Origin of the sequence: Streptosporangium roseum DSM 43021 (assembly GCF_000024865.1) — a bacterium.
Classification (GTDB): Bacteria; Actinomycetota; Actinomycetes; order Streptosporangiales; family Streptosporangiaceae; genus Streptosporangium; species Streptosporangium roseum.
The window spans coordinates 8655961-8682377 of record NC_013595.1; the positions used below are offsets into that span (position 1 = coordinate 8655961).

At 71.0% G+C, this 26417-nt stretch carries 24 protein-coding genes and 1 pseudogene; 11 read left to right on the forward strand and 14 right to left on the reverse strand.

All coding sequences use genetic code 11. The features are described 5' to 3' along the window. The first annotated feature begins 5 nt into the window (after nucleotides 1–5). Both SROS_RS37835 and SROS_RS37840 read left to right on the forward strand, forming a co-directional pair. Nucleotides 6–1445, forward strand: a complete 1440-nt coding sequence (locus tag SROS_RS37835) for an NAD(P)/FAD-dependent oxidoreductase (protein WP_245564430.1) — start codon at nucleotides 6–8, stop codon at nucleotides 1443–1445. Then, nucleotides 1442–2695, forward strand: a complete 1254-nt coding sequence (locus tag SROS_RS37840; protein ID WP_012894241.1) for an NAD(P)/FAD-dependent oxidoreductase — start codon at nucleotides 1442–1444, stop codon at nucleotides 2693–2695. The genes SROS_RS37835 and SROS_RS37840 overlap by 4 nt, the downstream gene beginning before the upstream one ends. Nucleotides 2696–2707: 12 nt before the next feature. On the opposite strand, the gene SROS_RS37845 is transcribed toward SROS_RS37840, so the two are convergent. The 5 genes from SROS_RS37845 to SROS_RS37865 all read right to left on the reverse strand — a co-directional run bounded on the left by SROS_RS37845 (nucleotide 2708) and on the right by SROS_RS37865 (nucleotide 9100). Further along, nucleotides 2708–3967 (reverse strand): M20 metallopeptidase family protein, encoded by a 1260-nt coding sequence (locus tag SROS_RS37845; protein WP_012894242.1) that lies wholly within the window; start codon nucleotides 3965–3967, stop codon nucleotides 2708–2710. Further along, the gene (locus SROS_RS37850) at nucleotides 3964–5121 is read right to left on the reverse strand and encodes an amidohydrolase family protein (RefSeq protein ID WP_012894243.1); all 1158 of its coding nucleotides are present in this window, start codon (nucleotides 5119–5121) and stop codon (nucleotides 3964–3966) included. Before SROS_RS37850 ends, SROS_RS37845 begins: the two co-directional genes overlap by 4 nt. Next, nucleotides 5111–6430, reverse strand: a complete 1320-nt coding sequence (locus tag SROS_RS37855; RefSeq protein ID WP_012894244.1) for a glutamine synthetase family protein — start codon at nucleotides 6428–6430, stop codon at nucleotides 5111–5113. The genes SROS_RS37850 and SROS_RS37855 overlap by 11 nt, the downstream gene beginning before the upstream one ends. Then, nucleotides 6427–7896, reverse strand: a complete 1470-nt coding sequence (locus SROS_RS37860) for an APC family permease (protein ID WP_012894245.1) — start codon at nucleotides 7894–7896, stop codon at nucleotides 6427–6429. Before SROS_RS37860 ends, SROS_RS37855 begins: the two co-directional genes overlap by 4 nt. 199 nt (nucleotides 7897–8095) lie before the next feature. Beyond that, the gene (locus SROS_RS37865; RefSeq protein ID WP_012894246.1) at nucleotides 8096–9100 is read right to left on the reverse strand and encodes a MurR/RpiR family transcriptional regulator; all 1005 of its coding nucleotides are present in this window, start codon (nucleotides 9098–9100) and stop codon (nucleotides 8096–8098) included. A gap of 414 nt (nucleotides 9101–9514) precedes the next feature. Between SROS_RS37865 and SROS_RS37870 the strand changes: the two genes are divergently transcribed. After that, nucleotides 9515–10348, forward strand: coding sequence for a dioxygenase family protein (locus SROS_RS37870; protein ID WP_012894247.1), 834 nt, complete (start codon nucleotides 9515–9517; stop codon nucleotides 10346–10348). Nucleotides 10349–10659: 311 nt separating this feature from the next. Here SROS_RS37870 and SROS_RS50350 read toward each other — a convergent pair whose 3' ends face one another. After that, nucleotides 10660–11001 (reverse strand): hypothetical protein, encoded by a 342-nt coding sequence (locus SROS_RS50350; protein WP_148269329.1) that lies wholly within the window; start codon nucleotides 10999–11001, stop codon nucleotides 10660–10662. Between the two features lie 531 nt (nucleotides 11002–11532). On the opposite strand from SROS_RS50350, the gene SROS_RS37875 reads away from it, so the two are divergent. Next, a complete protein-coding gene (locus SROS_RS37875) occupies nucleotides 11533–12414 on the forward strand; it encodes a metalloregulator ArsR/SmtB family transcription factor (protein ID WP_012894249.1) in 882 nt (293 codons plus the stop codon). Beyond that, nucleotides 12411–13010: a dihydrofolate reductase family protein gene (locus SROS_RS37880; RefSeq protein WP_012894250.1), complete on the forward strand. Its 600-nt coding sequence runs from the start codon at nucleotides 12411–12413 to the stop codon at nucleotides 13008–13010. Before SROS_RS37875 ends, SROS_RS37880 begins: the two co-directional genes overlap by 4 nt. 191 nt (nucleotides 13011–13201) lie before the next feature. Here SROS_RS37880 and SROS_RS37885 read toward each other — a convergent pair whose 3' ends face one another. Continuing rightward, complete coding sequence (locus SROS_RS37885) at nucleotides 13202–13531, reverse strand: branched-chain amino acid transporter permease (RefSeq protein WP_012894251.1); 330 nt, start codon at nucleotides 13529–13531, stop codon at nucleotides 13202–13204. A gap of 9 nt (nucleotides 13532–13540) precedes the next feature. Further along, nucleotides 13541–14335 (reverse strand): AzlC family ABC transporter permease, encoded by a 795-nt coding sequence (locus SROS_RS37890; protein WP_012894252.1) that lies wholly within the window; start codon nucleotides 14333–14335, stop codon nucleotides 13541–13543. 62 nt (nucleotides 14336–14397) lie between these two features. Here SROS_RS37890 and SROS_RS37895 point away from each other — a divergent pair, with 62 nt between their 5' ends. Next, nucleotides 14398–14850: an Lrp/AsnC family transcriptional regulator gene (locus SROS_RS37895; RefSeq protein WP_012894253.1), complete on the forward strand. Its 453-nt coding sequence runs from the start codon at nucleotides 14398–14400 to the stop codon at nucleotides 14848–14850. Nucleotides 14851–15371: 521 nt separating this feature from the next. On the opposite strand, the gene SROS_RS37900 is transcribed toward SROS_RS37895, so the two are convergent. Continuing rightward, a complete protein-coding gene (locus SROS_RS37900) occupies nucleotides 15372–16094 on the reverse strand; it encodes a TetR/AcrR family transcriptional regulator (RefSeq protein WP_012894254.1) in 723 nt (240 codons plus the stop codon). Then, complete coding sequence (locus SROS_RS37905; RefSeq protein ID WP_012894255.1) at nucleotides 16091–16672, reverse strand: sugar O-acetyltransferase; 582 nt, start codon at nucleotides 16670–16672, stop codon at nucleotides 16091–16093. Before SROS_RS37905 ends, SROS_RS37900 begins: the two co-directional genes overlap by 4 nt. 644 nt (nucleotides 16673–17316) lie before the next feature. Between SROS_RS37905 and SROS_RS37910 the strand changes: the two genes are divergently transcribed. Next, nucleotides 17317–18069 carry a bleomycin resistance protein gene (locus SROS_RS37910; protein ID WP_052317224.1) on the forward strand — a complete coding sequence of 251 codons (753 nt, stop codon included), beginning with the start codon at nucleotides 17317–17319 and terminating at the stop codon, nucleotides 18067–18069. A gap of 176 nt (nucleotides 18070–18245) precedes the next feature. On the opposite strand, the pseudogene SROS_RS37915 reads toward SROS_RS37910, so the two are convergent. Next, nucleotides 18246–19451, reverse strand: a pseudogene (locus tag SROS_RS37915) (RNA-guided endonuclease InsQ/TnpB family protein); the annotation flags it as partial. Between the two features lie 120 nt (nucleotides 19452–19571). Here SROS_RS37915 and SROS_RS37920 point away from each other — a divergent pair. After that, nucleotides 19572–20009, forward strand: coding sequence for a nitroreductase family deazaflavin-dependent oxidoreductase (locus SROS_RS37920; RefSeq protein WP_012894258.1), 438 nt, complete (start codon nucleotides 19572–19574; stop codon nucleotides 20007–20009). A gap of 315 nt (nucleotides 20010–20324) precedes the next feature. Here the strand turns inward: SROS_RS37920 and SROS_RS37925 are convergent, their stop codons facing one another. Continuing rightward, nucleotides 20325–20948 (reverse strand): NAD(P)-dependent oxidoreductase, encoded by a 624-nt coding sequence (locus SROS_RS37925; RefSeq protein ID WP_012894259.1) that lies wholly within the window; start codon nucleotides 20946–20948, stop codon nucleotides 20325–20327. 87 nt (nucleotides 20949–21035) lie between these two features. Between SROS_RS37925 and SROS_RS37930 the strand changes: the two genes are divergently transcribed. Then, a complete protein-coding gene (locus SROS_RS37930) occupies nucleotides 21036–21401 on the forward strand; it encodes a winged helix-turn-helix transcriptional regulator (protein ID WP_012894260.1) in 366 nt (121 codons plus the stop codon). Between the two features lie 3 nt (nucleotides 21402–21404). On the opposite strand, the gene SROS_RS37935 is transcribed toward SROS_RS37930, so the two are convergent. After that, nucleotides 21405–22157 (reverse strand): restriction endonuclease, encoded by a 753-nt coding sequence (locus SROS_RS37935; RefSeq protein WP_012894261.1) that lies wholly within the window; start codon nucleotides 22155–22157, stop codon nucleotides 21405–21407. 554 nt (nucleotides 22158–22711) lie between these two features. Next, nucleotides 22712–23668 carry a TIGR03885 family FMN-dependent LLM class oxidoreductase gene (locus tag SROS_RS37940; protein WP_012894262.1) on the reverse strand — a complete coding sequence of 319 codons (957 nt, stop codon included), beginning with the start codon at nucleotides 23666–23668 and terminating at the stop codon, nucleotides 22712–22714. Nucleotides 23669–24366: 698 nt separating this feature from the next. On the opposite strand from SROS_RS37940, the gene SROS_RS54085 reads away from it, so the two are divergent. Both SROS_RS54085 and SROS_RS37950 read left to right on the forward strand, forming a co-directional pair. After that, the gene (locus tag SROS_RS54085; RefSeq protein WP_012894263.1) at nucleotides 24367–25893 is read left to right on the forward strand and encodes a golvesin C-terminal-like domain-containing protein; all 1527 of its coding nucleotides are present in this window, start codon (nucleotides 24367–24369) and stop codon (nucleotides 25891–25893) included. A 92-nt stretch (nucleotides 25894–25985) separates the two neighbouring features. Beyond that, on the forward strand, nucleotides 25986–26324 hold the full coding sequence (locus SROS_RS37950) for a hypothetical protein (protein ID WP_148269330.1): 339 nt from the start codon (nucleotides 25986–25988) through the stop codon (nucleotides 26322–26324). The last annotated feature ends 93 nt before the right edge of the window (nucleotides 26325–26417 follow it).

Consider the following 26417-nt stretch of genomic DNA (forward strand, 5'->3'; position numbering starts at 1 on the left):
CGGCGGTGAGCACCACGAGGGGGACGATGGGCACCACGTTCGACGTGGCGGTGATCGGTGCCGGCATCGTCGGCTCGGCCATCGCCCGCAAGCTGGCCGGATACGAGCTGAGCGTCGCGCTGCTGGACGCGCGCGACGACGTCGGCGACGGCACGAGCAAGGCGAACACCGCCATTCTGCACACCGGTTTCGACGCGAAACCCGGCACGCTCGAATCCCGCCTGGTCCGCGAGGGCTACCACCTGCTCTCCGACTACGCGGAGCGGACCGGCATCCCGGTCGAGCGCACCGGGGCCCTGCTGGTGGCCTGGACCGGGGAGGAGCTCGACGCTCTGCCGGCCCTGAAGGAGAAGGCGGAGCGGAACGGGTACGGCAAGACGCGGATCGTCGGCCGTGACGAGGTGTACCAGCAGGTCCCCCACCTCGGGGAAGGGGCTCTGGGCGGGCTGACCGTTCCCGACGAGTCCATCATCTGCACCTGGACCACCAACCTCGCCCTGGCCACGGAGGCCGTCCTGCGCGGCGTGACGCTGCTGCTGAACCGGAGGGTGCAGTCGGTCGAGGACCGCGGCGACCGCACCGCGCTGCGCACCTCCGGCGGGGAGGTGAACGCCCGCTGGGTCGTCAACGCGGCCGGACTCGGCGCCGACGTCATCGACCGGCTGTTCGGCCACGACCGTTTCACCGTCACGCCGCGCCGCGGCGAGCTGCTGGTCTACGACAAGCTCGCCCGCCCGCTGGTCGACAGGATCATCCTGCCCGTGCCCACCTCACGGGGCAAGGGTGTCCTGATCAGTCCCACCGTCTACGGCAACGTCCTGCTCGGCCCCACCGCCGAGGACCTCACCGACCGCACCGACACCGGCACCTCGGAGAAGGGGCTGGAGTTCCTGCTGGGCAAGGGGGAGAAGCTGATGCCCGACCTCCTGCGGGAGGAGGTCACGGCGACCTACGCCGGTCTGCGGGCGGCGAGCGACCACCCGGACTACCTCATCGAGGCCGACGCGGGGCGACGCTACGTCCTGGTCGGCGGGATCCGCTCGACCGGCCTCACCTCCGGCATCGCCGTCGGCGAGCACGTCGCCGAGCTGATCGGGGACGCCGGCCTGGCGCTCACGCCACGGGAGGACCTGCCGGAGCCGCCGCACATGCCCAACCTCGGGGAGGCCTACCTCCGCCCGTACCAGGACGCCGCCCGGATCGCCGGCGACCCCGCCTACGGCAGGGTGGTCTGCTTCTGCGAGAGGGTGACCGCCGGCGAGATCCGCGACACCTTCCGGTCGCCGATCCCCCCGGCCGGCCTGGAAGGGCTCCGCCGCCGCACCCGGGCGATGAACGGGCGCTGCCAGGGATTCTTCTGCGGCGCCGAGGTCGGGAAACTGATGGACACCAAGGGCGGGAGCGCCTGTGAACAGCGCCACCCGTCGCCGGAGGCACAGCGATGACAACCGACATCACCACCCTCACCCCGGACGTCGTCATCGTCGGCGCGGGACCGTCCGGGCTGAGCGCCGCCCGCGAGCTCGCGCCGAGGCTCGGCGGCGGCGTCCTCGTCCTCGACCGGGAGAGCACGGCCGGGGGCATCCCCCGGCACAGCGACCATCCCGGCTACGGGATCAGGGACATGCGACGCTTCATGAGCGGGCCCGCCTACGCCCGGAGGCTCGTCGAGCAGGCCGAAGCCGCCGGTGCGACGATCCGTACGGACGCCACCGTGACGGGCTGGGCCGGTGACCACGCGATCGAGGCCACCACCCCTCAGGGCCGCATCCGGGTCGAGGCGCGGGCCGTCGTCCTGGCCACCGGCGCCCGTGAGCGCCCGCGCCCCGCCCGCCTCATTCCCGGCGACCGCGCCCGCGGCGTCTACACCACCGGGCACCTGCAGAACCTCGTCCACCTGCGGCACGGGAAGGTCGGCAAGAGGGCCGTCATCGTCGGCGCGGAGCTGGTCAGCTGGTCGGCCGCGCTGACCCTGCGCGAAGCCGGCTGCAGGACCGTCCTGATGACCACCGAGTATCCCCGTCCGGACTCCTACGCTCTGTTCTCCGTCCCCGGCAGGATCCTCTTCCGGACCAGGGTCGCCACCCGCACCCGCGTGACGAGGATCATCGGCCGGCCGGCGCTCGAAGCGGTCGAGGTCGAGAACGTCGACACCGGTGAGCGACGGGTCGTCGAGTGCGACACGCTCATCCTCACCGGCGACTGGATCCCCGACCACGAGCTCGCGCGTGCCGCGGGGATCACCCTGGACCCCGGTACGAAGGGCCCGCTGGTCGACAGCGCGCTCCGTACGGACCGGCCCGGCGTGTTCGCCGTGGGCAACATGCTGCACCCGGTCGACACCGCTGACATCGCGGCGATCGACGGCGCCCACGTGGCCCGTTCCGTCATCGCGTGGCTGAACGGCGAGCGCGTGCCGGCCGGGCAGGTGCGTCTCGTCGCCGACGCGCCCTTCCGGTGGGTGTCGCCGGAGATCCTGCGTCCCGGCGACCCCGTCCCCTCCCGGCGCCGCCTGCTGCTGTGGAGCGACCGTTACATCCCGTTCCCGCAGGTCGTCCTGCGGCAGGGCGGGAAGGTCGTCGCCCGCAGGCGCCTGTGGTGGCCGGCGGCCCCCGGCCGGGTGTTCCGCGTCCCGACGGACATCCTCTCCGCGGTCGATCCCAAGGGCGGCACCGTGCACATCGGGATCCGGTGACGACGCCGGGGCTCAGCGGCCGGTGGCGCCGATCAGGCGCGCGGCGGCGAGGTAGGCGGCCAGCAGGCTCTCGGCGACCGCCGCCACCGTCTCGTCCCCCGGCAGGAACCCCGGGCTGTGCAGGCCCGACGACGTGTCGGTGCCCACGAACAGCATCAGCGACGGTACGGCCGACGCGTAGTAGGCGAAGTCGTCGGCCCCGCAGGATCGCAGGGTGGCGGGCGCGTGATGAGCGGCGGAGGAGAGCAGCCGGGCGGTCTCCTCGGCGAGGCGGGTGTCGTTGACGAGCACCGGCTCCCCGCGCGCGATGAGCACCTCGGCCTCGCAGCCGTGGGCGCGGGCGACCCCGTCGGCGATCACCCGGAACCGGTCGTGGAGCTGGCCGCGCCAGGCCTCCGACATCGTGCGGAGGGTGCCCCGGGCGACGGCGTCGGCCGGGGTGGCGTTGGGGGCGGTGCCCGCGGACACCGTCCCGAAGGTGACCACGGTCGGCGTCATCGGGTCGGAGTCGCGGCTGACGAGCTGCTGGGCGGCCACGATGATCTGGGCGAGCGCCAGGACCGGGTCGCGGGAGAGCTGAGGGTAGGCGGCGTGCCCACCCTCACCCCGCACGATCAGCGTGAACTCGTCGGCGGAGGCGTTGACCGCGCCGGGGGTGCAGGCCGTCTCTCCGGCGGCCAGCACCGGCTGGACGTGCGCGGCGACCATCGCGCCGATCCGGTGCCGGTCGAGCGCGCCGGACTCGACGATGTCGAGGGCTCCGGAAGGGTAGGTCTCCTCGCGCGGCTGCAGCACCGCGACCATCGGCACGGGCGCGCCCACCCGCTCGACCGCCCCGGCCAGCGCGGCCAGCGCGGCGAGGTGGACGTCGTGGCCGCAGGCGTGCATGGCGCCGTTGCGCGCGGCCCAGGAGACACCCGTCTCCTCCACGATCGGCAGGGCGTCCAGCTCGCCGCGTACCCCGACGGCCGGGCCGTCGCCGCCGACGCGGACGAGCGCGCCGGTCTGGGCCACCCGCTCCACCGCGGCACCCGCGGGCAGCGCGTCCAGCATCCGTTTGAGCGTCGGCTCCTCCATACCGGACACGCATGGTTCGGCGTGCAGCTCACGCCGCAGGTCGTAGGCGGCGGGCAGTTCGGCGTGGAGCGCGGCGCGGAGCCGCTCGTGGATGCCGGTCACCCACTCTCCCCTCGTGTCGCGGGCGTGGAGGTCTGCCCTCGTGTCGTGGGCGTGGAGGTCTGCCCTCGTGTCGCGGCCGTGGACGCCGGTCATGCGTCCTCCCCGAGGCCGTAGACGCGGCGGGCGTTCTCCGCGCCGATCATCGTGGCGACCCGCACCGCCTGGGACTCGCTCCACTCCCCGTCCGCGACGAAGCCCGACAGGACCCGGGTCATCGCCCGCCGCCAGAGCAGGGCGCCCAGGTGGTGCAGCTCCGCGGGGCCCCAGGCGTCCGAGGAGAAGAGGATCTTGGCGAACGGTGCCAGCTCCAGGCTCTCGGCCACGACGGCCACGCTGCGCGCCCCGGTGTAGTTCACCCCCAGCCCGACGTCGAAGTAGACGTTCGGATAGACCTGGGCGAGGAATCCGGCGTTGCGGTGGAACGGGTAGCAGTGCAGCAGGAGCAGCGGGACGGCCCGGGGCTCGGCAAGCTCGATGAACCCCCGCATCAGCAGCGGGTCGGAGCGGTGGAGGTCGACGTCGGGATCGCCGTACCCGATGTGGAACTGCAGCGGCAGGCCCCGCTCGACGCCCTTCCAGATGAGGTGGCGCAGCAGCACCGGGTCGTCGACCCGGACGTTCCCGCTCCGCTCGGCGGTCCGCAGCCAGCGGCCGGCCGCCGCCGTCACCTCGTCCGGGGTGGGCGGGCTGGGGTCGAAGTCGAGCCCGTGGCGGTAGGCGACGATCGTCTTCAGCCCGCGCGCCGTACGGCTGTGCTCCCAGAGGGCCGCCTCGAAGGCGGCGGCGAATCCGGCGGCACCGGTCCCCTCGGCGGCGACCCGCTCGGCGATCGCCTCCAGCCGGACGACCTCGTCGGCGGGCCTGCCGGTGACGGCGGCCATCCGCGCCGGGTCGAGGATCTCGTCCCCCCGGTAGCCCGTCTCCACCAGGAAGTGGCCGATCCCGCCGGCGGTGAGCAGGCGCCTGTTGACCTCCTCGGTGCCGAGCTCGGTACGGCGGGCGAGATAGGTCTCGGGGTCCGGATGCGGGTCGAGGCCGAGCACGGGCGCGCAGTGCCGCAGGATGGCGAACCCGATCTGGGAGTCGAACTGGGTCATCCAGGCGGGCACCGGCCGGTCGGACTCGGTGATCAGCTCCTCGAACCCGCGCCGCGACACGTCTGCGGCCAGGGCCCCGTGAACGTGGTGGTCCACCAGCGGGATCTCCTCGATCGCCCGCTCCAGCGGGACGGAGGGCTCAGTGGACATCGGCGATCCTCCGGCAGCACTCGGCGTCGTCCAGCCCGGCCAGGGCGGCCAGTTCCGCCCGCCTGACCGCGAGATAGGTGGTCAGCAGGTCGGGGGCGAAGAAGCCGCCGACGACGTCGTCCTTCTCCAGCTCGTTCAGCGCCTCCTCCTGCGACTTCGGGAGCGGCGGCACCGCCGCGAGCTCCGCCTCGGTGACCGACTCCGGCCAGACGACGGGCTCGGGGTATCCGCGCCGGATCCCCTCCAGTCCCGCCCTGAGCAGGACGCCGAGCGCGAGCCAGGGGTTGGCGGTCGCGTCCGCGGCCCGGTATTCGAGGTTGAGCTGGGCGCCGGCGTCCGGTCCGGTCCCCGGGCAGATGCGGAGCATGGCCTCCCGGTTGCGTTCGGCGAGGAAGGCCCCGCCGGCGCTCCAGCGGTGCGGGGTCAGGCGCAGGAAGGACACCGGGCTCGCGGCCGTCACGGCGGTCAGCGCGGGGGCGTGGCGCAGAATGCCCGCGGAGAACCGCGTCCCCAGCTCCGACAGCCCGCCCGGCCGGGACGGGTCGTGGAGGGCCGGGTTTCCGTCGGCGTCGCGGAACGACAGGTGGATGTGGACGCCGTTGCCGGTGCCCGCCGGGTCGAGGAGCGGGGCGAAGCAGGCCCGCAGCCCGCGCCGCCGGGCGAGGTCGCGGACCAGCTCGCGCAGCAGCACGGCCCGGTCGGCGGCGACGAGGCCCTCCGCCGGGCTGAGCGTGATCTCGTGCTGGGCGTCGCCGTACTCCGGCAGCCACGTCTCGGGGGCGAACCCGGCCTGCTCCAGGAGGGTCACCAGGTCGGAGCCGAAGGGTTCGGCGGTGCGGTACCTCTCGAAGGAGAAGGGCGGCGAGGGCGCAGTGCCCGCCAGGGTGAACTCGTGCTCGAACGAGGCGATCACGGTGACGCCGAGCTCGGCGCGGAGCTCTTCGAGGGCCGTGGTGAGGAACCTCCGCGGGCAGCACTCCCAGGGGGTGCCGTCGGGCAGCGTCTGGTCCGCCAGGTACAGCCGCGTGCCCGGCAGGCCGCCGTCGGCGGGGATGTCGACGCGGGTGGCAGGGTCGGGCATGAGCCGCAGGTCGCCCGTGGAGCCGAACACGTTGTCGGCGATCGGCCCGAAGCCGGTGATCGCCAGGTCGGCGGGGACCCAGCCGGTACCGCTCCGCAGCAGCGCCTCCTCGCGGGAGGCGGGCACGGCACGGCCGCGGAGCTGGGCGGCCAGGTCGCAGGTGGCGACGTAGACGGTGGGCGCTGTGGTCATGGCGGAGTGCTGCTCCTCGGACGGGGACGACGTCATGCCTGGGCCGCCTTCCGGGCCTCAGGGGTGGGACTCGTACCGGCGGGGTCGTCGGGCCGGGTCAGCTCGGCGGTCAGGCGCTCGCCGATCCGGCGTGCCAGCTTCGGCGCGGCCAGTACGGTCACCATGCCCGCCAGGCACCAGGCGGCGGCGATCCACGGGAAGTAGCTGAGCGGGCTGGCCTGTCCCACCGACTGGTTGTAGAAGACGAAGCACAGGTAGGCGATGGCGAGCACCGGGATCACGATCTCGTGCCGGGGGATCCGGCCGCGCCCGGAGAGGATGAACGCGATCACGCCCGCCCCGGCGACCGCGTAGGCCACCAGCAGGCACAGCACGCCGAGCGTGGCGAACCAGTAGTAGGCGTCGAAGGCGTGGACGCCGGTGAGGTCGAGGATCACGTCGCCGGCCACGGCGAGGACCAGCGCGGCCACCAGCGCGACCGTGGGGCTCCCGGTACGGCGGTCGGTGCGGGCGAGGGCCTTCGGGCCGAAGCCGTCCCGGGCGAGGGCGAACATGAGCCGGCTCGCCGCCGCGGTCGAGCTGATCGAGGCCGCGAACGCCGACGCCACCGCGGTGAAGGCGATGACCAGCGAGAACCACGTGCCGATGTAGGTCTGCGCGAGCGCCGACAGGGAGGACTCGGAGCCGGAGAAGGCGGCGACCCCCTTCTCGTCCGTGCCGAAGCCGACGGTCTGGGCGAACATCACGAAGACGTACAGGCCGCCGGTGAGCAGCACGCTTCCGGCCAGGGCGCGCGGGACGTTGCGGCGCGGGTCGGCGGTCTCCTCGCCCAGCGACGCGCACGCCTCGAAGCCCGCCCAGGACAGGAACGCGAACACCGTGGCGGTCATCACCGCGCTCATCGTGGTGCCGCCCAGCCCGAACACCGACAGGTCGAGCGTCTGCCCGCCGGGCGCGTGCCCGGTCCCGGTGCGGATGACGATGATGGCGCTGAGCACCAGCATGCCGAGGATGCCGACGCCCTCGACGATCAGCAGGGTCCGCGCCGTGATGCGGGACTCGCGGGAGTTGACCGCCCAGACGCCGACGGCCGCGACTGCGGCCACGGCGAACCACGGGACGTCCAGGGACAGGCCCAGGGCGGCGGCGAACGCCTCGGTGAACACCGCGGTCGCCGCCAGCGTGCACACGGCGAAGAAGATGTAGGTCCCCAGCAGGGCGAACCCGCCGAAGAACCCGGCCCGGGGCCCGAGGGTCACCCCGGCCAGGGCGTAGACCGATCCGGCGTGGTTGAAGTGCCGCGTCAGCCGTACGAAACCGTAGGCGACCAGCGCGACCCCGATCAGGCCGAGGACGAAGACGAGCGGTACGGCCTTGCCGACCGTGGCGGACACGCCGGCGCCGTTCAGGGCCATGGCGAGAGTGGGGCCCATGAGCCCCACGGACAGGGCCAGCGCTTCCCACAGGCGTAGCTTGCGGGGGGAACGCAGTTCTTCGGTCATGGCACCTCCTGATGTCGGCGACGGCGCCGGCCAGCACGTTGGTAATGAAACATAGCTTTCACGAAGACCATCAACAAGAATTCATGAAATATTTGTTACATCCCTTCCGTGTCGGCGGAGACGCCGTCAACCGGGAGTCCGGGAGCCCGGAAACGCGGGAGCCCGGGAGCCCAGGAGCCCGGGAGCCCAGGGGGCACGGTCAGTCGACGGTGACGTCACCCACGATCTCCTCGCACTGCCGCAGCCGCTCCTCCCCTTCCTTCCCCAGCCGCGCCATCACTCCCGCGACCACCGTCTCCACCAGGGCGAGCGCCGGAACCAGGCTGTCGAACGGGCTCGGCGCCTCGACCCGGACGGGGATCACGAGGTCGGCGGCCTCCGACGCGGGAGACAGCCACGGGTCGGTGAAGAGCACGACCTTGGCCCCCCTCTCGTGCACGCGGCGGGCGAACTCGACGACGTCGCGCTGGTAACGCCGGTAGTCGAACACGACGATGACGTCACGCCGCCCGACGTCCACGGAGAACGCCGCCAGGCTCTCGGGCCGCGGATCGAGCACCCGGGTGCCCGGCCGCAGCAGCCGCAGGTGCAGGTCGAGATATTCGGCGAGAATGTGCGAGAACCGGCCGCCGATCATCGCGATCCGGCGCGCGGGGTCGGCCAGCAGGTCCAGCACGGCCTCCAGCTCGGGGTCGGACAGCGCCGCGAACGACTCGTCCAGCCGCTGCCGGAAGATCGCTCCGGCCGACACCCGCAGGGAGTCCGGGGTCACCCCGTCGCCGAGCTGCTGGGCGAGCGTGAGCGGCGAGGCCCGCCGTGCCTCGATCTCGTCCCGCAGCGCCTGCTGGAACGCCCGGTATCCCGCGAAACCGAGCCGGGCCACGAACCGGACCACGGTCGGCGCGCTCACCCCCGCGCGTTCGGCCAGCCGCGCCGCGGTCTCCAGCCCGGCCGTGGGGTAGCTCGCCAGCAGGGTCCGGGCGACCAGCCGCTCCCCCGGCGAGGAGCCGTCCAGGCTGCGCCGTACCCGCTCCGCGACGGACACGAAGACCTCCGCCCCCTCTCCGGCCGCGCTCCCCGCCCCCGCCTTCCCGGCCGCGCTCCCCGCGCTCACCTTCCCGGACGCGGACGCGCCGGCCCGCTCCGCCACCTCCCCGGACGCGGGCACGCCACCCCGCCCCGTTCTGCCGTCGTCACCAGTCATCGGAACACCTCTCGGCTGCCTCGGGTCGTCCAGTTCCTCATTCTGGCCGGTCAGCACGGACGTTCCGGATTCCGCCCGGGTGGAGGCCGTACGCCTCGGTCATGCGGCATCGCGGCTGGTCACGCCATTTCATTCAGGTCATAGACATTCGGTATGCCGCGATGGGGCCCTCTCCGGCAGGCTTCCACCTGCACCGTTGCGACAAAAAACCCCATATCGCGAAGTTATGGAAACTTGAAGGGTATTCCGCCCCTCTTGTCCGATGTCAGCTTTGTTCCAGTCCAGGCTGCCGGGTTCCGGCCAGTTCCCCGCGGCGGTGTCGCACGGCGCCGGTTCCGACCGGCCGCACCGACGGCGCACGCGTTCGACAGGTTGCATCCAGGCACGTCCCCCCCGGAGGCCAAGGAGGCCATTGTGGACGCCGAGAACACCCGCGACGACAACATCGAAGGCAAGGAATCCAGGGGCATCAGCCGCAAGACCCTGCTGAAGGCCGCCCTGATAGCCCCGGCGGCTCCGCTGCTGTTCGGGGCCCCCGCGCTGGCCCGCAACGCGCAGGGGACGGGCCAGCTGCTCGACCCCACGCCGTTCTGCGACGACGGCGACGACCCGACGATCGCCCAGACCGAGGGCCCCTACTTCAAGCCCAACTCGCCCCTGCGGAGCACGCTGACCGGCCCCGGCGTCCCGCTGACCGTCAGCGGCTACGTCTTCGGCCGGTCGTGCCAGCCGATCGCCAACGCGCTGCTGGACTTCTGGCAGGCGGACACCAACGGTGCCTACGACAACACCGGGTACACCTTCCGCGGGCACCAGTTCAGCGACGCCCAGGGCGCGTTCAAGCTGACCACGATCGTGCCGGGCCTGTATCCGGGCCGCACCCGGCACATCCACGTCAAGGTCCAGGCCCCGAACCGGCCGGTCCTCACCACCCAGCTCTACTTCCCGAACGAGCCGCGCAACAACACCGACACCATCTTCCACCCGTCGCTGCTCATGAACGTGCGCACGGTCGGCTCGGGAAGGGAGGCGAGCTTCGACTTCGTTCTCAACATCATCGGCACGCCGTCCCCCAGCCCGACGCCGACCACGACCCCGCCCCCGAGCGGCACCTGGAGGGCCGGCGCGAGCTACCGAGCCGGTGACCAGGTCACCTACGCCAACCTGACCTACCGGTGCCTGCAGGCGCACACCGCCTACGCCGGATGGGAGCCCCCGAACGTGCCGGCTCTCTGGCAGCGCGTCTGACGCACCCGTCGCCGCCGTGGATCGCGAGGACCGCGGCGGCGGCACTCCCCCCGGCCTTGACGGCACGACGGCGTACGGCCCTGCCGGTCCGGAGCTCCCGGCGCCGTCCCACCCGCCGGCCTGCTCGCGGCGATCCCGGCCGACCAGGACTTGGGCGGGTACGACTCGGCATCCGTTCAATACCCGCCCGCGTGGCGTGGCGCATGCGAGAAACACCCCGAGCCGACAGTTCTCCACCCGGCCCGCCAGACGTCACCACATCCGACACAGGCCGAACTGCAAATCACAGAACATGGCTGCAGTACTGGCTATCAACCATCGTGGCTGGCACCGTTGCCATTGCCGTAGCCATTGCCGTTGTCGTAGCCATTGTCATAGTCGCTGCCGTCGTCGTAGCCGTTGTCGTTGCCATTGTCATAGCCGTTGCCGTTGTCGTCCGTCCACTCCCCCCTGTCGTCACACTCCTCGTGAGCCCAGCCTTGTGCGTGACCTATGGAGTAGCCGTATCCGAAGTCCGGCAGGCCCGAGTCTCCGTGACCATGCGGGTCGGAAGGAATGCAGCGATGGCCGTCGAGCTGGCCCTGAGTGATGCCCGGCTGGCAGCCATGCCCCTTGTCGTCGCACGGATCTTGCGGTGCCGACGGGGCCGCCACCTCTGGATTCGCTCGGGACGGGGCAGCCAGGGCCTCCGCGGCGGAGCTCTGAGGGAGCGCGAGGGAGGCGATAAGTGCCGGCCCGAGGATGATGAATGAGCATTTACCAGGCACACCTACCCCTTTCCGGCAAATAGCAAGAGTATTTGCCTCGCTTTGGAGAGGTATTTATATGCGCAGGCAGGGGATACCCGCTTATCTGCAACAAATAGTCACATAAAGTATAAGTCGCATCAATTCCCACACAAAGAGATCACCCCCCAGCCTGTTTGTCGTTTGATCGATGATCTCCTCATGGCAGCGAGGCCCGCCCATGAAGAGGCCCGCCCATGAAGAGGTCTGCCTCTCCGGCCGGGCCGGTCGCGTGCGCCAGGGTCAGCACCGGCCGCGATCCGACCACATCCCCGCCGCCGGCCCGCGGAGGTGCCGCCGACGACCCGGCCCGCCCCGGCCCGCCCGGTCCCGGCGCCACCCGACCGATCCGCATATATTCCTTGACGCGAATATTCTCCGTGGAGAATACTTGCCTCCATGGACGCACTCCTCACCGCACTGGCCGACCCGGCCCGCTGGCGGCTCGTGAGCCTGTTGGCCGAGCGGCCCCGCTCGGTCGGCGCCCTCGCCCGGCTCGCCGAGGCGCGCCAGCCGCAGACGACCAAGCACCTGCAGGCCCTTGAGCGCGCCGGCGTCGTCGTCTCCCAGCGCACCGGCCAGCGCCGCATCTACGCACTCCGGCCCGACCCCCTGCGGGACCTGGCGGCTGCGCTCAACCGGCTCGCCGACACCGCGGACCAGGTCGGTGGCCCGCGCGAGACCTACGACCGCTACGGGCTCAGCCTCCACGCGGAGCGGCTCGCCGCCGAGGAGCCGGGGTGGGCCGACGGCCGCTCGTTCAGCTTCCTCCGGTCGCTGGTGGGACGCCCCGAGCTGGTCTGGCGCCACCTGACCGAGGCCTCCCTGCTCGCCCGATGGTGGACGCCCGACGACCTCCGCGTCTCCGAGGTCGTCTTCGAGGCGCGACCGGGCGGGCGGATCGTCCACGAGTACCGCGATGCCGAGGACGTCGACGGCTCCGACCTGGTCGCCGGGCGCGCGGAGGGAGTCGTCGACGACGTACGCCCCGGTGAGCGCCTCGCCTACCGGCTCTCCCCGCTGCTTCCCGACGGCGGCCTCGCCTTCACCGCCCATGTCGACCTCGGCCTCCGGCCCGTCGACACCGGCACGGACCTCGACGTCCGCTGGCGGATCACCGACAGCACAGTCGACTCCGCGGATTTCATCGCAGGCATCGAGATCGGCTTCGGCCAGAGCCTCGACAAGCTCGCGGCGACCCTCGCCGCGGACTCGCACGACACCGATACCCCGCACGACACCGACACCTCGCACGACACCGATACAAGGAGCACGAAATGACCGACTCGACCGGCCGCAGGGTGACCGCGAACCTGAGCCTCACCCTCGACGGGCGTTACAACGGTCCCGGCGGGCCCAGCGATTTCGGGGCGTTCGCCCCGTATGTGACCACCGAGGTCGCGCGAGACCACATGACCCGCATCTGGGAGGGCGCGACGACGGCGCTGCTCGGCCGGCTCAACGCCGAGGGATTCATGGGGTACTGGCCGTCGGTCGCCGAAGACGAGAACGCCGATCCGCGTGATCGCGGATACGCGAAGTGGCTGGTCGACACGGAAAAGGTGGTCTTCTCGACCACCTTGGCCGAAGCGCCGTGGGAACGCACCCGTGTGGTGAACGCCCCCGCCGCGGGCGTCGTCACCGACCTCAAGGCCACCGGTGAGGGCGACATCCTCGTCAACAGCAGCGCGAGCGTCATCAAGGCGCTCCTCTCGGCAGACCTGCTCGACCGGCTGTACCTCATGATCTTCCCTGAGATCGCCGGGGGTGGGCAGCGACTGTTCGACGACGGCCTGCCGGCTTCGAAGTGGACGCTCACACACCAGGAGACCGGCGAGCTGGGCGAGATCGCCATGGTCTACGACCGGGTCCGCTGAGCCGGCCGATCAGCGCACCTGAGGGCTGGGAGCAATTCGGCGGCCGGTCGGGCCGGGCGCACGGTGAAGGACATGGCCACGGCTTGGACGCGCCGCCGGTCGGCGAAGCCGGGTAGGACCGTCTCCAGCCGGGCGGCGCTTTCAAGCGTCCCCGCAGGGAATGTACGGCAGGGCGGCCGCGCGGCGGGGCTTCAGCTCTGCCACAGGGTCGACAGCACCACGTGCAGGGCGGTGGCGCCCAGGACGCTGATGACGGCGTTGCGGGTTTTCAGGTGCAGGCCGATCGCGGCGGCCAGGGCCAGGGCGGTGGGCAGTACGGCCGGCCAGGCGGTGGGGCGGATGTCGCGCAGGGTGTACAGGGCCAGGATCAGCATGATGCCGACGGGCATCCGCATGGCGAGGTAGCCCAGGACGGCCGAGCGGCGCAGCGGAGTCAGGACGGCGAAGGGCAGGGCGCGCAGGCCCCAGGTGACGGCGGCGCTGAGGGCTACGGCGGCGGCCAGGTAGAGCGGGCTGGGCATGGTGGGGTCCTACCTTTCCCGGGCCGATGCGGCCGGAGCGCTTTCCCGGGCCGATGCGGCCGGAGCGAGCATGGGGCGGTCGTCGTGGTCAGGGCCGCCGGGCACGGGCGCGGTGGTGCGGCGGCCCACGGCGTAGCGGACGAGCAGGCCCGCGGTGAACAGGGCCATCGCGACCGGCAGCACCTGCCCGGGGGCCAGGAGCGCGGCGGCGGCGAAACCGGTCGCGGCCAGCAGGGGGGCGGGCAGGTCCCGCTGGGCCCGCCAGGCGTCGATCGTCAGCACCACGAACAGGGCGGTCAGCGCGAAGTCCAGGCCGTGCAGGGTGAACGGGATCAGCGAGCCGGCGAGTGCGCCGACGGTGGCGCCGCCGACCCAGTAGCCCTGGCACAGCACCTGCATCCACAGGATGCGGGCGCTGCTCCAGCAGCGGGCGCGGTCGCCGGTGGTCAGGGCGTAGGCCTCGTCGGTGAGGGCGAAGGTGGCGTAGAGACGGCCCAGCGGCCGGACCCGGGCCAGGGGGAAGGACAGGGCGTAGAAGACGTGCCGGAGGTTGACCAGCAGTGCCGTGACGGCGATCTGTCCCAGCGGGGTCACGGTGGCGACCAGGCCCAGCAGCAGGAACTCCAGGGACCCGGCGTAGATCACGGCGGTGAACACCGGCGCCCACCACCAGGCCAGACCGGTGTGCACGACCAGGATGCCGAAGCTGATCCCCAGGGGGAACAGGCTCAGTCCCACCGAGGCGGTGTCGGTCGCCGCCGCGGCGAAGTCCTGCGACGCGCCTCTGGTGCGCTTTCTACTCATGGAAGCAATTTTAGTGCGTATAGCGCATAATATGGTTTCAACAATTGCCAGAGGAAAAGCCTATGAGTAATTCCATTAGCCTTGATCGCATTGATCGTGAAATATTATTTCATCTGACTCAGGACGGGCGTCTGCCGAACGTGGAGCTGGCCCGCCGGGTGGGGCTGACGCCGCCCCCGTGCCTGCGCCGGGTCAAGCGGCTGGAGGAGGCCGGCGTCATCGCCGGCTACCGGGCGCAGATCTCGCCCGCGGCCCTGGGCCGCTCCCTGGAGGTGGTCGTGTCGGTGGAGATCGCGGTCAACAACCTGCAGACCGTGGAGGAGTTCGAGGCCCGGGTCGCGGGACTGGAGGAGGTCGTGGAGTTCCGGCGCATGTTCGGGCGCCCCGACTACTACATCCGCGTGGCGGTCGCCGACCAGATCGCGTACGAGAAGTTCCTCACCCAGCAGATCCTGCCGCTGCCCGCGGTCTCCCGGGTCGACTCCCACCTGACCATGAAGCGCATCAAGGACTGACGGTGATAAGGCTCCGGAGCCGTACGACCTGACCGGCAAGGGCGACATTGATGTCGCCAACGGCGCCGGTGGCTTCGACACCTGCAGTGCCGAGACCGAAAGCTCCTGCGAGCAGTAGGACCGCGTCACAGCCTTTGTCCTTCGGGTGAAGGTGCTTGGTCTGGTGGCTGCGGGGAGACGGGGCCCTGGCCGGCGCAGCCGCCGCACCGGAGAACGTGCCGACCGGATACCCGCGGGTTCGGGGTCCCGGTCCCCCTGGCACCCTGACCACCCGGCATGGAGTGGCGCGGCGGCGGGAGCGGGCGGGGCTCGCGTGAATGGCCGGATGCCGGATCCCCTGCACGCCGCTCTCGGTGACCGGAAGCGCTTGAGAAGCTCCTTCCGCACCTGATCTGGACGCCGCCCGGCGTGCGCGACGTTCTCCGCCGGCCACACCCCGAGCCCGGTCGCGTCGGCGATCGCGGCGATCAGCTGGGTGACGGTTCGCGGCGAGGTCGGCCCCCGGCATCTTCAATGATCTTCTAGCGGGCGGGACCGATGACGCGGGCGACCGCCTGGTGGACCTCCTCGCGCGTCATGGGGTCCGTCGCGAGGAAATTGTGCAGCACGAGTCCTTCCAGCAGGGCGTCGAGGACCCGGGCGGTCGCCGGATCGGTGAGCCGTTCCAGGGCACGCCTGCTCCGGCGCATCCAGGTCCGCGTCACCTCCCGCAGAGCGGGATTGCGGGCGGCGCCGAGGTAGAGCTCGTAGGCGAGCACCAGGTCACGGCGGGCCCGCAGGAAGTCGACCATGATCACGTCGGTGACGATCGCGGCAAGGTCCCCGCTCTCGGGGGCGGCGGCCAGGCGCGCGTCGAAACGGTCGGCCAGGACGCTCACGTAGCGGGAGAAGGCCAGTTCGACGAGCTCGTCCAGGCTCGCGAAGTGGTAGGTCATCGAGCCGAGGGGGACGTCGGCCGCCTCCGCCACGCTGCGGTGGCCGGTACCGGCGAGCCCGTGCTCGGCGATCACGTCGATGGTGACGTCGATGATGCGGTCACGCCTGTTCGGATCATGGCGGCGCGGGCGCCGGGCGGGAACCGGAGCCCCCTCCCCCTCCGCGCCATCCGTACCCTTCCGCCCGCCCTTGAGGGACGTCGCCGCGTCCCCGGGGAGCGCCGTCCTCTCCCCGGGGGACGTCGCCTCGGGGCTCCCCGCCCGCGCGTCCCGCGGCGGTGCCGCGGGCTCGGCAGCCTCCCCGCTCACAGGTGGCGCACGATCCGGGCGGGGTTGCCCACCGCCACCACGTTGGCCGGCAGATCCCTGACGACGACGGCTCCGGCGCCCACGACCGTGTTCTCGCCGATGCTCACCCCCGGGCAGACGATCACCCCGCCGCCGAGCCAGACGTTGTCGGCGATCGTGATCGGCTCCGCGGCCTCGAACTTGGCGCGGCGGGGCCCGGGTTCGACGGGATGGGTCGCGGTCAGCAGCTGCACGTTCGGGCCGATCAGCACGTCGTCCCCGATGGTGATCCGGCCGACGTCGATGGCCACCAGGCCGAAGTTGACGAACGAGCGGGCCCCGATCCGGATCTGGTAGCCGTAGTCGCAGTACAGCGGAGGCCGGATCTCGACGTCGTCGCCGATGCCTCCCAGGAGGTCCCCGAGGATGCGGCGGCGCTCCCCCGCCTCGTCGGCCGGGGTGGCGTTGTAGCGCTCGATCAGCCTGGCCGCCCGGCGGCCCTCCTCCGCCAGTTCGGGGTCGGCGGCGATGTAGAGGTCACCGGCGAGCATCCGCTCACGCTGCGAGCGCCGGTCGGTGTCAGTGACGCGATCCATCATATGTACAAGCGTACCTAACGCCCGAAGGCGCCGACGCCGGAGTCGGGCCGGCCCGCCGCGAGCGAGAAGGACCGGCACGCGCGGTGATCTCACCGACGATGAACGGGCTCCATATGTGACAAAACTCGTGACGAAATTCGGCCGACCGTGATCCTGAGCGGCTGCCGGCCGCGGCTCGACCCGGGCGCCGCGCCGATCATCATGGAGGCGGGCCGGGCGAGCCGGACGGTCCCCGCGGGCGCGGGCGCGATCGAGACCCGGGAGAACCCCCGCATCCGGCGCGGCGGCCACGGAAGCCTGGCCCACCGGGACATCGCCGCCCCATACCGGCCCCAAGGCCCGCGCTCCGGTCTCGCGCGCACCGGTCCGCATGCTGCGATCCGGGCTCGGACGCGTCCCCGCCGACCGGCAGCCGACCCCGGATACACCACCCTGATCACTTTTGCCGATATGCTGCCCACCAATGTGTACGGCATATACGTGAAAGTGGGGCCCCTGATGCTCTCGGCCTCCCCGACGGGTACGACCCCGGCCCGGGAGCCGGACGGGCGACCATCACCGCTCAGCGACCGTCTGGCGGTCGTAGGTCACGGAGGTGACCCCACGACGTGGCCATCATCCACAACGGAATTCGAGGTGCGACCGTGAAGCGTGAGACGACCATCCCGATCCTTCCCTGCCGGGACATCGACGAGATCGCCGCTTTCTACGGCATGCTCGGCTTCGACAGGACCTACCGGCAGACCCGCCCGAATCCGTACGTCGTTGTCCGGCGCGGCGGAATCGAACTGCATTTCGCCGGCATCGCCGACTTCGATCCGGAGCAGTCGTACGGCTCGTGCATCGTCGCCGTGGACGACACCGCCGCGCTGTTCGAGGAATTCGCCGAGGGCATGCGTGCCGTCCACGGAAAGCTCCTGCTCTCCGGCATCCCGCGCATCACACGGCCGCGGAAGCGGAAGAACACCGGCGATGCCACGGGGTTCACCGTCGTCGACCCGGGAGGCAACTGGATCCGCATCTTCCGGACGAAGGACTCGCCGTCCCCCGGCGGCTCCGGCGACGTGGCGGGGGGACCGCTCGCGCGGGCGCTGGAGAACGCGATCGTCCAGGGGGAGTCCAGGGGCGACACCCGCCAGGCCGCGAAGATCCTGGACGGCAAGCTCGCCGGGCAAGACGGCCTCACACCGGTCACCACACTCGTGGAGGCCCTCGTCTACCGGGCCGAACTGGCCATCAGGCTCGACGACCCCGACACGGCCGGCAGCCTCCTCGACCGCGTCCGGAACACCCCGCTGGACGACTCGCAACGCGAAAGCCTCTCCGATGCGCTGGCCAACGCGGCGGACCTGGAGCAGGCAGCACAAGATCATCGTGCCGCTTCCCGCCGTCCGTAGCCGCCTGGTCCAGACGAGAGTTTCGGCACCCGGACCCGCGACCTCGTCGTACGGGCCGACCGGATGGTTTCGGCGGACCTTCGAACTCGAAGGCCGCAAGCACAGCACGCGGAGGACGTTTCATTGACATCCTCCCCTCCCCGAGGGGAGGGGATTCCCACCCTCACAGGTCGGATTTCCTGCTTCACCGCCAGTCGCCCGCCAGGAGAAAGGCTCCCTTGAGGTCTTACACCGGCTCCACAGGCGTTTCACCTCTCCGCCAGCCCGGCGGCGAGGACGTTCTTCGCGGCGTTGACGTCTCGGTCGTGGGCGGCGCCACAAGCCGCACATACCCACTCCCGCACCCCCAACGGCATGACCTGAGCGATCGTGCCGCACGCCGAGCAGAGCTTGGAGGAGGGAAACCAGCGGTCGACGACCACCAGCTCCCGGCCGTACCACCGCGCCTTGTACTCCAGCATGGTCCGCACCTGCCGCCAGGAAGCATCCGAGATGGCGCGGGCCAGGCGGCGGTTCCTCATCAGGTTGCGGACGGTGAGGTCCTCGATCGCGATCACTTGGTTCTCGCGGACGATCGAGGTGGTGAGCTTGTGCAGGTGGTCACGCCTGCGGTCGGTGATCCGAGCGTGCACCCGCGCGACCCGCACCCGCGCCTTGGCCCGGTTGCTGGAGCCCCGCTCCTTGCGGGCCAGGGCGCGCTGCGCGCGGGCCAGCCGGGCGCGGTCGGCGCGTTCGTGGCGGGGATTGGCGACCTTGCCGACGGCGTCGCTGAGGCCGGGGATCGGCCGCGACAGGGTGAGCAGGGAGGTGATCCCGGCGTCGAGGCCGACCACGCCGTCGGCCGGGTCCAGCGGGCGGATCGTGTCCTCGCACAGGATGGAGACCGACCACCGCCCGGCCGCGTCCCTGCTCACGGTCACCGTGGACGGCTCGGCCCCCTCGGGCAGCGGCCGCGACCACACGATGTCCAGCGGGCCGGCCGTCTTGGCCAGGGTCAGCCGCCCGTCGCGCCAGGTGAACGCCGAACGGGTGTACTCGGCCGACAGCCGGGACCTCTTGCGGGACTTGAACCGCGGATAGGCGGCCCGTTTGGCGAAGAAGTTGGTGAACGCCGATTGCAGGTGGCGCAGGGCCTGCTGCAACGGCACCGACGACACCTCACCCAAGAACGCCAGCTCCTGGGTGCGCTTCCACGCGGTGAGCATGGCCGACGACTCCCCGTAGGAGACACGGCGACCGTGGAGGGCGTGGGCGCGGCTGCGCTCCTCCAGTGCCTTGTTGTAGACCAGGCGGACGCAGCCGAACGTCCGGGCAAGCTGCTCGGCCTGCTCGGGGGTCGGATAGAAGCGGTAGGTGAAGGCCCGCTTCACAGGCTGCGCCATGGCGCACATCATGACGCAGCACGGCCGGCGCCGTACGCGTGTTCGAGAAAATCCCATGCGGCGCTGTGCCGCGTTTCCTCCCCGCCCTGAAGGACGGGGTCTCCACGCTGGAGGTAGTTGATGAACCCCACGGACAGCCCGATCGATTGGGTCGCCAAGCACATCAAGGAATACATAGAGACGGACGGGCGCAAAGGGCACCGGCGGTGGGGGGTGACGACGCTGCTGCTCATCACGCGGGGGCGCAGGTCGGGCCTGCCACGGAGGACGGCACTGATCTACGGAACGGACGGTGAGCGGCTGGTCGTCGTGGGATCGAACGGAGGTGCGGACGCGCATCCCGCCTGGTATCTCAACCTGCTCGCCGAACCGTCCGCGCACGTACAGGTGGGGGCGGAACAGTTCGCCGTGACGGCCGTGGAGGCGGAGGGGGAGGAACGGGAACGGCTGTGGGAGATGATGGCGGGACTCTGGGCGGACTACGAGCGATATCGGACGGGAACCAGCAGGGCGATCCCGGTAGTGGTGCTGGAACGGGCCGGTCCCAGCGCCGGCTAGATGGGGTGCCGGTGAGAAGCGTGCCATGAGCCCCGGTGCGCCACGGAGCGCTGGTCCGTCCGTGTGGAGGTGGAAGTCCACCGCTGTTCTGCCGTCGTGGTGGCGGAGCGAAGCCGGAGGCGGCTCGACCCTGGAATCGCCGGGCAGGGGGGAGCAGCCTCGACAGAGTCGGGTCGGCCTGGCACTACCCCGGATGGGCCGGCCCGGCCCCGGTGAGCGAGACGAGAAGGTACACGCGTCGGCGCATCGAGGGGGTCCGCCGGCGGATCCGGACGGGGCGCCGCGGCGGGCCTCGCCCGCCCGCCGCGTCAGCCGTCAGTGGGCGACGGTGATCCGGCGCCCGACGGCCTCGTTCTTCTCCAGCTCGTCGACCAGGGCGACGGCGTAGTCCTCGGCGGAGATGAAGCTGTTGCCCTCGGCGTCGGCGAGCACCTGGTCGCCGCCCAGCCTGAACTTCCCGGTGCGCTCGCCGGGCTCGATGACGGCGGCCGGGGAGATGTAGGTCCAGTCCAGGTCACCGGCCTCGGAGCGCAGGAGCTCCAGTGCCTCGGCCAGTGCCAGGGCCTCGCGCTTGTAGATCTCGGGGAACCCCGGGGTGTCAACGAGCCGCACCCCCGGCGCCACCTCCAGGCTGCCCGCACCGCCGACCACCACGAGGCGGCGCACGCCCGCCCCCCGGAGCCCCTCCAGCACGCCGCGGACGGCCGCCAGCAGCGGGCCGGAAGGCTCGGAACCGTCCCGCGGCGGGGCGATGGCCGACACGACCGCGTCGTGACCGGCGGCGAGCCCGGCCACCGCGGCCGGGTCCGAGGCATCGGCGACCTTTGTCCCCTCCGCGCCGCTGCGCGTGACGCCGGTGACCTCGTGACCTCGGTCGCGGGCCTCCGCGGCGATCCGGCTCCCGATCATGCCGCTGGCGCCGATCAGCAGAATCTTCATCGTCAACCTCCTGAAACGCAGTGTCGAATCGACCGTATCCATCGGATACTGGTTACTTCAACGTGCTATTGGTATACGTTGGAAACCATGCAGCAAGGAGATTTCTTCGACCCGTCCTGCCCGACCCGGGTGGTGCTCGACCGCATCGGCGACAAGTGGTCGGTGCTGGTGGTGCTGAGCCTGCACCGGGGGCCGCGCCGGTTCACCGAGCTGCGCGACATGATCGGCGGCGTCACGCCGAAGGTGCTGACGCAGACCCTGCGGGCGATGGAGCGCGACGGCCTGCTGACCCGGAAGGTCTTCGCCGAGGTCCCGCCCCGGGTGGAATACACCCTGACCGAGCTCGGCCAGTCGCTCCAGGAGCCGCTGCAGGCCGTCACCGACTGGGCCGAGCACAACGTCAACGCGGTGATGTCGGCCCGCGACCTGCACGACACCCGGGCCACGGCATAGGTGTCAGTCGGCGGCCGCGCCGTCGAAGCCGGGACCGTCCTCCCGCACGACGGGCGGAGGACGTACGGCCCGCCGGACGGCAGGGCGGCCCGGCAGCCTGTCCAGGAGGCGGGGCCGTGATCGCGCGCCGGGGAGGGAGCAGGCGCCGGTCAGCCACTCGGCCAGTTGGTCACGATCGATCATGACGAGCCCTCCCGAGGTGCCCTCCGCCCACGCGGGCGGGGTGAACCTGCAGGAGGCGACGACGACTCCCTGGTGCCCCCGGTAGGTGTTGGCCACCGCGCCGACGACGTTGCGGACGGCGGGTGAACCCACCGATCTCGACCAGCGTTTGCACTGGACGGCGAAGAGCCGCCCGGAGGGCGCCACCCCGGTGACGTCGATGCCGAGGTCTCCCCCTCCGCCGACCCGGCGCACATCGCTGAATCCGTCGCGCCGCATGAGCTCGGCGACGAGGTGCTCGAACTCGGGCCCCGTCATGCGATCGATCTGGCCCAGGCGGCCGTGGACGGCGATCCACCGATCACGGTCAGCCGTGATCATGCGGCGCCGGACGACGATCACTCCGACGGCCCCGGCCGCCAGGAGCGCGGTCACCCCCAGCAGCCACGGCCAGTAGACGCGGACGGCGTCGAGCACGTAGGGGACAACGATGATCGCGGCAAGCGCGCCGAACAGCCACGGCACCCAGACGTTTCCCTTCTTGCTCTTACGCCGCCGGGGACGCTGCCTTGCCGTCGATCTACGTCTTGCCATCGGGGGACCTCCAGAGCGGGAGCGGGTCGATGACGATTTTGAATCGCCCCACCGACAGAATCTCCCCACCGGATTCCGGAGTCATCGCCAAACGGTAGATAAAATCCCAAATGCCCGGAAAGCAAGGGTTCAACCAGGCAGGACCGCCCGTCGAACTCCCCACACCGGAGAGGGAGAACGGCCCTGAAATCAGGGAGTACGTCGAGCACGGCACCTTCCGGAAATTTCCACACAACGGGCGATAAGAACATAACAAAGGCGGCGGAAAAGCACTCGGAGCACCCCACACTCAGATTCCCCGCAGCCCCCGTCCTCCCAACCGGCCCGGAGGCCATTCCCGCGCGATGCCCACCCGGCCCCCACAGACCCGCAGCCACCCGACTGCCCCGGAGACCATTCCCAAGCCAGCCGCCCCGAGGCCATTCCCGGGGCGACGCTCACCCGGATCTCCCGCCGCCCCGGGAGCCTGCCCGGGGCACGCGCCGGAGACATCGGTGAAGAAGCGCCGGCGAGGGAGTAGCGGCGGAGAGACGGAGAGATGCGCCGGAGAGGCGTCAGCGGAGTTGAGGGAGGACCTTGGCGCCGAAGGCGTCGATGTAGGCACTCTGCTCCTGGCCGACGTGGTGCAGGTAGATCTCGTCGAAACCCAGCTCCACGTAGTCGTTGATCCAGGCGGCGTGCCGCCCCAGGTCGGCGGAGACGTTGACCGACTCGGTCACCCGCGACGGGGGCACGTCCGCGGAGATGACGTCGAAGAGCTCGGCGGTGTCGAGATCCCAGCTCACCGGCGGCCCGAAGACGTTGCTCCGCCACTGGTCGTGGGCGATCGCCAGAGCCTCCTGCTCACTCTCGGCCCAGCTCAGGTGGACCTGGAGGGCGACCTTTCCCCGGCCGCCCGCCCCCCGGTAGGCCTCCACGACCTCGCGCAGCGTCTCGATCGGACGGTTGACGGTGATCAGCCCGTCGGCCCACTCCGCGCACCAGCGGGCGGTCTGGGCGCTCACCGCGGCTCCGACCAGCTTGGGCGGGACGTCCGGCCGGGTCCACAGGCGGGCGCGGTCCACGGTCACCAGGCCGTCATGGCTGACCTCCTCCCCCGCCAGCAGCGCCCGGATGATGTCGACGCACTCCCGCAGGCGCGCCGTACGGACGTCCTTGCGCGGCCAGCGGTCACCGGTGATGTGCTCGTTGCTCGCCTCCCCGGTGCCCAGAGCAGCCCAGAACCGGCCGGGGAACATCGCCCCCAGCGTGCCGATCGCCTGAGCGATGATCGCGGGATGGTAGCGCTGGCCCGGCGCGTTGACGACGCCGAACGGCAGCTCCGTGGCCTGGAGGGCGGCGCCCAGCCAGGACCAGGCGAAGCCGGAGTGCCCCTGCCGCTCGCTCCACGGGGAGAAGTGGTCCGACGACATCGCCGCCGCGAAGCCCGCCTGTTCCGCCCGCGTCACCGCTTTCAGCAGCTCGGCCGGATGGATCTGCTCATGTGATGAGTGAAAGCCATAGGTCGCCATGACCTCCGGCTACCCGCGAGACGGGCGTCCACGCAGAAAGTCCCCTCTGGAACGAGTCATTCAGGACGGCCCACCCGAAACCGGCCGTCCGAGACGGCCCGCGCCCGGCTGCTCACACCCGGGCTGCGTCCACGGATGCGGTGTACAGGTTCCGCCGGTGGCGGTGCCCGTTCATCTCCGTTCCGCCCCAGGGGGCGTCCATCCGCGCGGCGCCGGTAAATCATGATCAATCCGTGCGATGCCGGTAATCGGAATCGCACAATGGCCGTAAGAATGATTCATGAGTGTCCGCTCCGCGTATCGGCCCCCGTTTGTCCGTGGCCTTCCTCCGTGGAAAGGAACGGCAGAGGTCGCGCATGACGACCCGCACGAGAGCGGAACGCTCCATCACCACCGAAAGGCGTCGGAGGCTTCCCGTCCTCGACGGCGAACTGCCCGGAAGCGCCGGTCGGCGGCTCGCGGACACGCGCCGGAACCGGATCGGAAAAGGCACCGAGTCCGGTGGAACGCGCCAGAGAAACCGGTGGGCCCCGTCCGCGATCTCTCCTTTCCGATGGATCCCGGCAGGCGAGGGAGAAAATCTTCATCAGCATGCATCTTTTTGTCAAATGTCTTTACAGCGGGAGATATCGTTCCTTACCGTGTCAAACCTCCGGGCTTTCCGATTTCCGGAAAGCTTCCCCCCTGGAGGAGGATTCATGGTTTCTGTCCAGGTACGCCGGTCGCGGCGCATGGCGGTCACGTCGGCCGGCCTGCTGGTAGCCGTACTGAGCGTGTTCAGCCCGCCCGCGAGCGCCGCTCCGGCCGACCCCCTGGCCGACGCCTTCGCCGACGCGGCCGCGACCTACGAGGTCCCCCGCGACCTGCTCGTCGCCCTCGCCTACGCCGAGACCCACCTCGACGACCACCACGGCGCCCCCAGCGCCAGCGGCGGCTACGGAGTGATGCACCTGGTCAGCAACCCCACCACCCACACCCTGGAACAGGCCGCCCAACTGACCGCCACCCCGATCGACACCCTCAAGACCGACACCACCGCCAACATCACCGGCGGCGCCGCGATCCTGCGCGCCCACGCCGACAAACTCGGACTGGACGCCACCACCCGCAAAGACCCCGGCAAGTGGTACACCGCCATAGCCCGATACGGCAACGCCTCCTCCCCCGACGTCGCCCGCCTGTACGCCGACACCGTCTACGACCTGCTCGCCAAAGGCGTCAACACCGCCGCGCCCACCGGCACCGTGACCGTCCCCCCGCAGCCCGTACAGCCCGACCGCGGCCCCTACGCCCAGGCCCGCGACCTGAACACCCCCCACCTGGCCGCCGCCGTGGACTACCCCGGCGCCAAATGGGTCGCCGCCAGCTCCAGCAACTACACCGTCTCCAACCGGCCCACCAGCAACGCCATCGACCGCATCGTCATCCACGTCACCCAGGGCTCCTACGCCGGCACCATCTCCTGGTTCCAAAACCCCGCCGCCCAGGTCTCGGCGCACTACGTCGTGCGCTCCTCCGACGGCGACGTCACCCAGATGGTCCGCGAAAAGGACCGGGCCTGGCACGCCCGCGACTGGAACAGCCGCTCCGTCGGCATCGAGCACGAGGGCTACGTCAACGACGCCTCCTGGTTCACCGACGCGATGTACCGCTCCTCGGCCGCGCTGACCCGCAACATCGCCGACCGCTACGGCATCCCCAAGGACCGCGCCCACATCGTCGGCCACGTCGAGGTCCCGGGCAACGACCACACCGACCCCGGCCCGAACTGGGACTGGACCAGGTACATGCAGTACGTCAACGGCACCACCACCACCTGGTCCACCATCGTCGACAACACCACGGCGGGGAGGTTCACCGCGAGCGCCAACTGGGGTACCTCGACCTACTCCGGCCAGCGCTACGGCGCCGACTACCGGTACGCCGAACCGGTGACGGCCAGTGACACCGCCTGGTACCGGGCCGCCATCCCCGCCACGGCCACCTACCGCGTCGAGGCCTGGTACCCGGCCACCTCCGGCTACAACACCGCCGCGCCGTACATCGTCACCACCTCCAGCGGCAACAAGACGGTCTACGTCGACCAGCGGACCGGCGGCGGCGCCTGGCGCGCCATCGGCACCTTCACGCTGAACGCCGGGGACTACAACGTCGTCGGGGTGAGCCGGTGGACCGCCGGCACGGGACTGATCGTCGCCGACGCCGTCCGCATCACACGGGTCTGACCGGCGTACGGCGGGCCCGGCGAGCACCTCTCGCCGGGCCCGCCGCCGGAGGGGCCAGCATGCATTAAGACGGCCGTGGCCGCATTGTGCCGTTGCCGCTGACGGCCTCAACACTGATCATGGGGCTGGGGGCGCTGATCGAGTCCGGCGCCCCCGTCCCGGTCGTCGAGGTGATGGTGACACTGCTGGTGATGCTCGGCGTGCTCACCGATCACCGCCCACTGGGATGTGTCCTGGCACACCGCGACCGTGGCCGTCTGCCTCCCCTGGGCCGTCTGCGCCTTGGCCCGGCGGCCGCCGCGGGCGTGGGGGTGATCGCTGTCTCGGCTTGGGCCCGGGTGCGTCTGGGCGAGCACACGCCGGCGCAGACAGTGGTCGGCGCGGCCCTGGGCGCCGCGACCGCCGCGACCGTCCTGGTGGTCGCCTCTTGATCTGTGTTTCGTGCCAGCTGTCTGCGCTGTCCCCACCTCACACCGTATGAAGGGTTCCCCTCTCGATGTCCCCTCTTCCCTCTTCTGAAAGCT